We start from the raw sequence: 7,695 nt of genomic DNA, 5'->3' as shown, positions 1-7,695 counted from the left end.
GCGGCGGGGGCGAGGTTCCTCAGGGGGAGGCGGGGGCGTCGGGTATGCCGTCCACCCAGCCCCGCACCTCCTCGCGCAACGACCGCTGAAAGGTCGTCAACAGAGCCTGCACCACCACGGGCTGCATGGACGCGGACAACGACCGCACATCCTGCGCGGCACGCTCCGACACCTCCCCACGGAACAGCTGCGACAACTCATGCGCGACGGCACGCGAGTGCTCGATGAGAACCTTGCGCGCAGCGAGGATCGCCTCCTGCGACAGCGGCACGTCCAGCAGCCCGACCCCCAGCCTCAGCAGCCCGAGATCGACGCGGTAGTCACAGGACCCACCACTGCCACCGTCGCCCGTCTCGACCACCCCCATCGCGACCAGCCGCTCCACGTCCTCGTCACCAAGTCCCCGCCCAGCCCGCCGCTCCAGCTCCACCCGCGACACCGTCTCCACGGCATCCGGCGCCCAGGACGCCACCACAGCCCGGTGGATGGCGAGATCATGGGCGTCCAGACCGGGCGGCAACTGCTGCACATACCGCTCGATCGCGGCCAGCGTCATCCCCTGCTGCTGCAACTCCTCGATGAGCGCCAGCCGGGCCAGATGGTCACGCCCGTAGTGCCCCACCCGACGCGGACCGAGCACCGGCGGCGGCAACAGCCCCTTGGTGCCGTAGAACCGCACCGTGCGGACCGTCACCCCCGCCCGCGCGGCCAGTTCGTCGATCGTGAGGGTCGTCTCCTCGGTGCCGCTCGTCATGTGCAGCAGTATCGCTGTCTCACCAGTGCTGTGACACCTCCGGTGACCGATGACGGTGGGGCGGAAGTGCCGTGTGAGAAGTAACGCTCTGTGACGTACGCCACCGCGTGAGCCGCGTGCTCTGGGGGAAGGTGACCCCTTGGTCTGCGCCTTTACCGAGGGCGCAGGCCTTACGTACGTCCGGACACCCGAGCGCGACCCGCTCGGGCGCACCAGAGAGTGGTACCACCCGTGAGCAAGGACGCCGTGAACACGGCCGTGGCCGCACCTCGCAGCGACGCGGCCCAGATGCCCGCGGACGCGGGCGACGCCGGTTACAGCAAGGACCTCAAGGCCCGCCACGTCAACATGATCGCCATCGGCGGGGCCATCGGCACCGGCCTCTTCCTCGGCGCCGGCGGCCGCCTCCACAACGCGGGCCCGGCACTGGCCATCGCCTACCTGGTCTGCGGCATCTTCGCCTTCTTCGTCGTCCGTGCCCTCGGCGAGCTCGTGCTCTACCGCCCCTCGTCCGGCTCGTTCGTGTCGTACGCGCGTGAGTTCCTCGGCGAGAAGGGCGCGTACGTCGCGGGCTGGATGTACTTCCTGAACTGGTCGACGACCGGTATCGCCGACATCACCGCCATCGCGCTCTACACGCACTACTGGAGCCTGTTCACCGACATCCCGCAGTGGGTGCTCGCCCTGGCCGCCCTCGCGGTGGTCCTGGCGGTGAACCTGATCTCGGTGAAGATCTTCGGCGAGATGGAGTTCTGGTTCGCGATCATCAAGGTCGCCACGCTCGTCGCCTTCATGTTCGTCGGCATCTTCCTGCTCGCCACCCAGCACGAGGTCGGCGGGCAGACTCCTGGCCTGGACGTGATCACCGACCACGGCGGTGTCTTCCCGCACGGTCTGATGCCCGTCGTCCTCGTCATGCAGGGCGTCATCTTCGCGTACGCCGCGCTGGAACTGGTCGGCGTCGCCGCGGGCGAGACCGCCGAGCCGGAGAAGGTCGTCCCGCGCGCGGTGAACTCGATCATGTGGCGGGTCGGCCTCTTCTACGTCGGCTCGGTCGTCCTCCTCGCCCTTCTGCTCCCCGGCTCGGTCTACTCGGCCGACGAGAGCCCCTTCGTCACGGTCCTGTCGAAGATCGGAGTCGAGGGCGCGGGCGACGTGATGAACCTGGTGGTCCTGACGGCGGCGATGTCCTCCCTCAACTCCGGCCTGTACTCCACGGGCCGCATCCTCCGCTCGATGGCGATGGCGGGTTCGGCCCCCAAGTTCACCGCCCGCATGAACCGCAGCCAGGTCCCGTACGGCGGCATCCTGCTCACCTGCGCGGTGTGCGTCCTAGGCGTCGGCCTGAACTACCTCATGCCCAGCCAGGCCTTCGAGATCGTGCTGAACGTCGCGTCCCTCGGCATCATCTCGACGTGGGTGATCATCATGATCTGCCACCTGCTCTTCGTCCGCCGCGCCAAGGCGGGCCTGGTCACCCGCCCCAGCTTCCGCCTCCCTGGCAGCCCGGTCACCGAGATCGTGACCATCGCCTTCCTGGTCGCCGTCCTCGGCCTGATGTGGAACGACCCCGAGGTCGGCCGCAAGACCCTCCTCCTCATCCCCGTCATCGCCCTCATGCTGACCGGCGGCTGGTTCGCCCTCCGCCGCCGCGTCGCCGCGGCGGAAGCCCGAGAGCTGACCGACCTCACGAAGTAGTCACCGCCCGTCAACGACCGATCCGCGCCGCCGGGCGGAACCGGAAGGGGTGTGCACGGACGCGCCCTGAAGGGGCGCGGGGAACTGCGCGACCAACCACCAACGACGTGCGGTCGCCCACTGTCCGCAGGATCCACGGCGAGGGCGTGCACAACCCCGGCGCGACGGCGAGGTCATGCACGCCCCCTCAGGCGCCCCAGGGCGTCAGTGCCCGCCCTTGCCCTCACCGTCATGCCCATGGTCGTGCACGCCGTTCGTCGCCGCGATCTCCTTCCAGGACTTCGGCTGTGCCGGCTCCTCGGCCGACCTGGCGATGGACGCGCCGCGCGCCGCCGGAGCGGCCGGCTTCGACGGCTGGAACAGCCAGGTGTCGAAGAGGGCGGCCAGCGGCTTCCCGGACACCTCCTCGGCGTACCGCTGGAAGTCGGCCACCGACGCGTTGCCGTAGGCGAACTTCTGCGGCCAGCCCTTGAGAACGGCGAGGAACGCGTCGTCCCCGATCTCGTTGCGCAGCGCCTGGAGGGCCAGCGCACCCCGGTCGTAGACGGCGATGTCGAACTGGTTCTCCGGCCCGGGGTCACCGGGCTTCACCGTCCAGAACGGGTCCTCGGCGGCGTGCGAGGCGTACACGTAGTCGGCGATCTCCTGCGCGGTGCCCTCGCCCTCGTGCTCCGACCACAGCCACTGCGCGTACCGGGCGAAGCCCTCGTTGATCCAGATGTCCTTCCAGTCCTTGACCGACACGTCGTCGCCGTACCACTGGTGGGCCAGCTCGTGCACGACCACGGAGACGTTCGACCCGCTCGCGAACTGGCGGGGACTGTAGAAGGGCCGGGTCTGGGTCTCCAGCGCGTACCCGACGGTGGGGGTGTTGGGCACGTACCCGCCGAGCGCGTTGTACGGATAGGGCCCGAAGTACTCGGTCAGCCAGTCGGCGATCTCCCCGGTCCGCTCGACGCTCGCCCTCGCCGCACCGGCGGTGTCACCGAGGTCCTTGCTGTAGGCGTTGATGACCGGAATCCCACTCTCGGACGTCCCGGTCGTGACGTCGAACTTGCCGGCCGCGAACGTGGCGAGGTAAGTGGCCTGCGGCTTGTTGGAGCGCCAGTTGTAGCGGGTCCAGCCGGCCCGTGAACTCGTCGACTGCAGCGTGCCGTTGGAGATGAACTGCGTACCGTCCGGCACCTGCACCGACACGTCGAAGGTCGCCTTGTCACGCGGATGGTCATTGCTCGGGAACCACCACCAGGCCCCCTCGGGCTCGCCCGCGGCGACCCCGCCGTCCGCGGTGCGCAGCCAGGCGTTGAAGCCGTACGCCTCCTTCGAGGACGGCACTCCGCGGTAGCGCACGACCACGGTGACGGGCGCGCCCTTGGCCAACGGCTTCGCCGGCGTGATCTCCAACTCGTGCTCGCCGGACGTCGCGAACGACGCCTTCGCGCCATTGACCCGGACCTCGCTGACATCCAGCAGAAAGTCCAGATTGAACCGGGACAGCTCCTGCGTGGTCCGGGCCAGCAGCGTCGCCGTGCCCTGCAACTCGTCCGTGGCCGGCTGGTACTTCAGCCGCAGGTCGTAGTGCGAGACGTCGTATCCGCCGTTGCCGTAGGCCGGGTAGTAGGGGTCGCCGATGCCCGGAGCGCCGGGGGAGAGGCTCGCGGCCGACGCCGGGATCGCCAGCATCAGAGAGGCGGCTGCGAGCGCGCCCGGCGCCATGATTCTGCGGTGCACGAAAGCTCCAAGTCGTAGGGGCCCGAAGTCTGTCCGGAGCCTATTCAGTACCTGTGACTCCGGTGTGTCCATGACCACCGCCGTCACACGATCGCCATTCGGCCGCAATGGGCCGACCCGCCCCAGGGGCGTTTATCGGCCACACGCGGCCTCATACGCCGTCAGCCACCCTCTTCTGCACAGGAGTTCACCGATGTACCGTCCGCGCATGCCGAACCGCATGCGCTTCACGATCTTCAGACAGCTCGCGGCGGCGGCCACAGCCGCCCTGCTGGCCACGTTCCTCGCCCCCGCCACGGCACAGGCCGCCGCGCCGCGGGAGAGCAGGCCCGTCTACTCGTACGAGAACGCCATCCGCGAGGCCGTATGGGTGGACACGGGACTCGACCTCGACCGCGACGGCCAGAAGGACCGCGTCGCCGTCGACGTCGTCCGGCCGCGCGAGACGGCCGCGCAGGGCCGCAAGGTGCCCGTCGTCATGGACGCCAGCCCCTACTACTCCTGCTGCGGGCGCGGCAACGAGAGCCAGAAGAAGACGTACGACGCGAACGGCGACGTCGTACAGATGCCGCTGTTCTACGACAACTACTTCGTGCCCCGCGGCTACGCCTTCGTCGGCGTCGACCTCGCCGGCACCAACCGCTCCGACGGCTGCGTAGACGTCGGCGGCCGCTCCGACATCCTCTCCGCGAAGGCCGTCGTCGACTGGCTGAACGGCCGCGCCAAGGCGTACACGACCCGCACCGGCACCACCAAGGCCAAGGCGACGTGGACCAACGGCCGCACCGGGATGATCGGCAAGAGCTGGGACGGCACCATCGCGGGCGGCGTCGCCGCCACCGGCGTCGAGGGCCTGAAGACCATCGTGCCGATCAGCGCCATCTCCTCCTGGTACGACTACTACTTCCAGCAGGGCGCCCCGCTGTACGACTCCGGCCCCGACGCGCTCTCCGACTACGTCGACAGCCCCGACGCCCGCGCCAAGTGCGCCGCCGTCCAGCAGCAGCTCGTCGACGGGGCCCCGCGCACCGGCGACTGGACGCCCCTGTGGACCGAGCGCGACTACGTGAAGGACGCCCGCAAGGTCCGGGCCAGCGTCTTCCTGATCCACGGCATGCAGGACCTCAACGTGCGGATGAAGCACGTCGGCCAGTGGTGGGACGCCCTCGCGAAGAACGGCGTCGAGCGCAAGATCTGGCTCTCCCAGACCGGCCACGTCGACCCCTTCGACTTCCGCCGCGCCGAGTGGGTCGAGACCCTGCACCGCTGGTTCGACCACGAACTCCTCGGCTACGACAACGGCATCGACCGCGAGCCCATGGCCGACATCGAACGCCACCCCGACCAGTGGGTCACCGCCGAGGCCTGGCCGCCGCGCGGCACCGCCACGACCACCCTGCGCCCCGCCAAGGGCAGCCAGGCCGGCGTCGGCACCCTCGGCCTGCGCAAGGGCAACGGCACCGAGGCCTTCACCGACGACCCGCAGCACGGCGAGACGGACTGGGCCGCCCACATCGACCGCTCCACCCCCGACAAGGCGGGCTTCGTCACCAAGCCGCTCACCCGCGACCTGCGTCTGTCCGGCTCCTCCGAGGTCACCGTCACCGCGACCCCGACCACCGCGACGGCCCACCTCTCCGCCGTCCTAGTCGACCTCGGCCCCGACACCATCCGCGACTACGCGGCGAGCGGCGAGGGCATCACGACGCTCACCGACCGCACCTGCTGGGGCCTGAGCACCACCGGTGACAGCGCCTGCTTCAAGGAGACGAAGGCCAAGACCGCCGACGTCGACTACACGGTCGTCAGCCGCGGCTGGGCCGACCTGGGCAACCACGCCTCGGACCACAAGGGCCGGCCCCTCACCCCGGGCAAGGCGTACACGATCACCCTCGACCTGGCGGCCACCGACCACGTCGTCCCGGCCGGCCACCGCCTGGCCCTGATCGTCGCGGGCACGGACAAGGACCTGATCGACCCGCCGTCGACCAAGCCGACCCTCACCGTCGACCTCTCCCGGACGAAGGCCCGCGTCCCGTTGGTCGGCGGCGCCCCCGCCTTCGCCCGCGCCACGGCGGGTTCCGTCGCGGTGGCTCCCGAGGCCGCGCCCCTCGACGGCGTAGCCCCGCCGCGCACCGTCCACCGCATCCCGGAGGGAGGCCAGTGACCCGCACCCGTACGCGAACCCTGACCCTCGCCGCGGCAGCCCTCGCCGCGTCCCTCGTGACGGTCCCAGCCCAGGCCGCCGACTCCCCGCCCCGCACCGGCTTCGAGCAGTCGGACGGCGCCCGCTGGACCAGCGGGCCGCAGGAGCAGAGCTTCCTCAGGGCCGTCGACCGGGCGAGCGACCGGGTCTCCGTCACCCGCATCGGCACGACGAAGCAGGACCGCCCGCTCCAGCTGGTCCGGATCGGCACGCGCCACGCCCCGAACAAGGTGCTGCTGGTGTGCAGCCAGCACGGCGACGAACCCTCCGGCCGCGAGGCCTGTCTGTCCACCGTCCGTGACCTGGCCTACGCGAAGGACCGCACGACCCGGCGGTTCCTGGAGCGCACCACCCTGCTCGTCGTGCCCACCGCCAACCCCGACGGCCGGGCCGCCGACACCCGGGGCAACAGCGACGGCGTGGACATCAACCGCGACCACCTCGCGCTGCAGACCGCCGAGGGCCGCGCCATGGCCGCGGTCGTCCGCGACCAACGCCCTGACGTGATCTACGACCTCCACGAGTACGGCGCCACACCGCAGTACTACGACAAGGACCTGTTCGACCTGTGGCCGCGCAACCTCAACACGGACGCACACGTCCACGACGAGGCGCAGACCCTCTCCCAGGCGTACGTACGCCCGGCCGCGACCGGCTCCGGCTACTCGACGGGCACGTACGGCATCTGGACCGACCCCGTGACGGGCGAACCCGTCAAGCAGGTCGCCGGCGACGGACAGGAACGCATCCTGCGGAACATGTCCGGCATCAAGCACTCGGTGGGCCTGCTCATCGAAAGCCGCGTCGACCCCCTGACCGAGGAGGAGAAGGCCGACGCGGTCCTCAACAACCGGCGTCGGGTGTACTCCCAACTGGCCGCGCTGGACGGCCTGTTCGACTTCACCGACGTCCGTCGCCGACAGGTCGAGGCGGCGACCGGCGCGGCCCGGCTCGCGGGCTTCGCCGACACCGGGCCCGTCTACGTCGGCGGCGCCGACAACGACCCGGCCGAACCCGCCGAGGTGATCCAGGACCCGCCCTGCGGCTACCGGCTCACCACCGACCAGTACCGGCAGGTCAAGGACGAACTGGCGCTGCACGGAGTGAAGTCCGAGGCGACCTCCACGGGCGCCCTGGTCCCGCTCCGCCAGTCCCTGCGCAACCTCGTCCCGCTGCTCCTCGACGAGCGCGCCCCGTACCGCATCACGGCCGGTGAGCCCGACACCGACTGCACAAACGGCTGAGATCGACGGGATCTGTGGTAGGTCCTGGGAGACGACGTGGAACCGGCGTATCCACCGTTCAC

5 protein-coding genes are annotated in these 7,695 nt (G+C 70.2%); 3 read left to right on the top strand and 2 right to left on the bottom strand.

Annotated elements, in window-relative coordinates:
- Nucleotides 1-19 precede the first annotated feature (19 nt).
- Nucleotides 20-754: a MerR family transcriptional regulator gene (locus AQJ67_RS02545; protein ID WP_062716289.1), complete on the bottom strand. Its 735-nt coding sequence runs from the start codon at nt 752-754 to the stop codon at nt 20-22.
- A gap of 231 nt (nt 755-985) precedes the next feature.
- On the opposite strand from AQJ67_RS02545, the gene AQJ67_RS02540 reads away from it, so the two are divergent.
- Nucleotides 986-2,452: an amino acid permease gene (locus AQJ67_RS02540; RefSeq protein ID WP_062716288.1), complete on the top strand. Its 1,467-nt coding sequence runs from the start codon at nt 986-988 to the stop codon at nt 2,450-2,452.
- A gap of 204 nt (nt 2,453-2,656) precedes the next feature.
- On the opposite strand, the gene AQJ67_RS02535 is transcribed toward AQJ67_RS02540, so the two are convergent.
- The gene (locus tag AQJ67_RS02535) at nt 2,657-4,183 is read right to left on the bottom strand and encodes a M1 family metallopeptidase (protein WP_062716287.1); all 1,527 of its coding nucleotides are present in this window, start codon (nt 4,181-4,183) and stop codon (nt 2,657-2,659) included.
- 208 nt (nt 4,184-4,391) lie between these two features.
- Here AQJ67_RS02535 and AQJ67_RS02530 point away from each other — a divergent pair, with 208 nt between their 5' ends.
- Together AQJ67_RS02530 and AQJ67_RS02525 are read left to right on the top strand one after the other, a co-directional pair.
- Entirely contained in the window at nt 4,392-6,350 is a 1,959-nt protein-coding gene (locus AQJ67_RS02530) for a Xaa-Pro dipeptidyl-peptidase (protein ID WP_062716769.1), read from the top strand.
- Nucleotides 6,347-7,633 carry a M14 family metallopeptidase gene (locus AQJ67_RS02525; protein ID WP_062716286.1) on the top strand — a complete coding sequence of 429 codons (1,287 nt, stop codon included), beginning with the start codon at nt 6,347-6,349 and terminating at the stop codon, nt 7,631-7,633. The genes AQJ67_RS02530 and AQJ67_RS02525 overlap by 4 nt, the downstream gene beginning before the upstream one ends.
- Nucleotides 7,634-7,695: the final 62 nt, after the last annotated feature.

Origin of the sequence: Streptomyces caeruleatus (assembly GCF_001514235.1) — a bacterium.
GTDB lineage: Bacteria > Actinomycetota > Actinomycetes > Streptomycetales > Streptomycetaceae > Streptomyces > Streptomyces caeruleatus.
The sequence above is the reverse complement of the archived record's forward strand: the minus strand, read 5'-3'. Positions and strand labels throughout refer to the sequence as shown.

Bases quoted from the DNA above. Each gene is read 5' to 3' on its own strand.
- AQJ67_RS02545 (WP_062716289.1), bottom strand. From the start codon at position 754: ATGACGAGCGGCACCGAGGAGACGACCCTCACGATCGACGAACTGGCC.
- AQJ67_RS02530 (WP_062716769.1), top strand. From the start codon at position 4,392: ATGCCGAACCGCATGCGCTTCACGATCTTCAGACAGCTCGCGGCGGCG.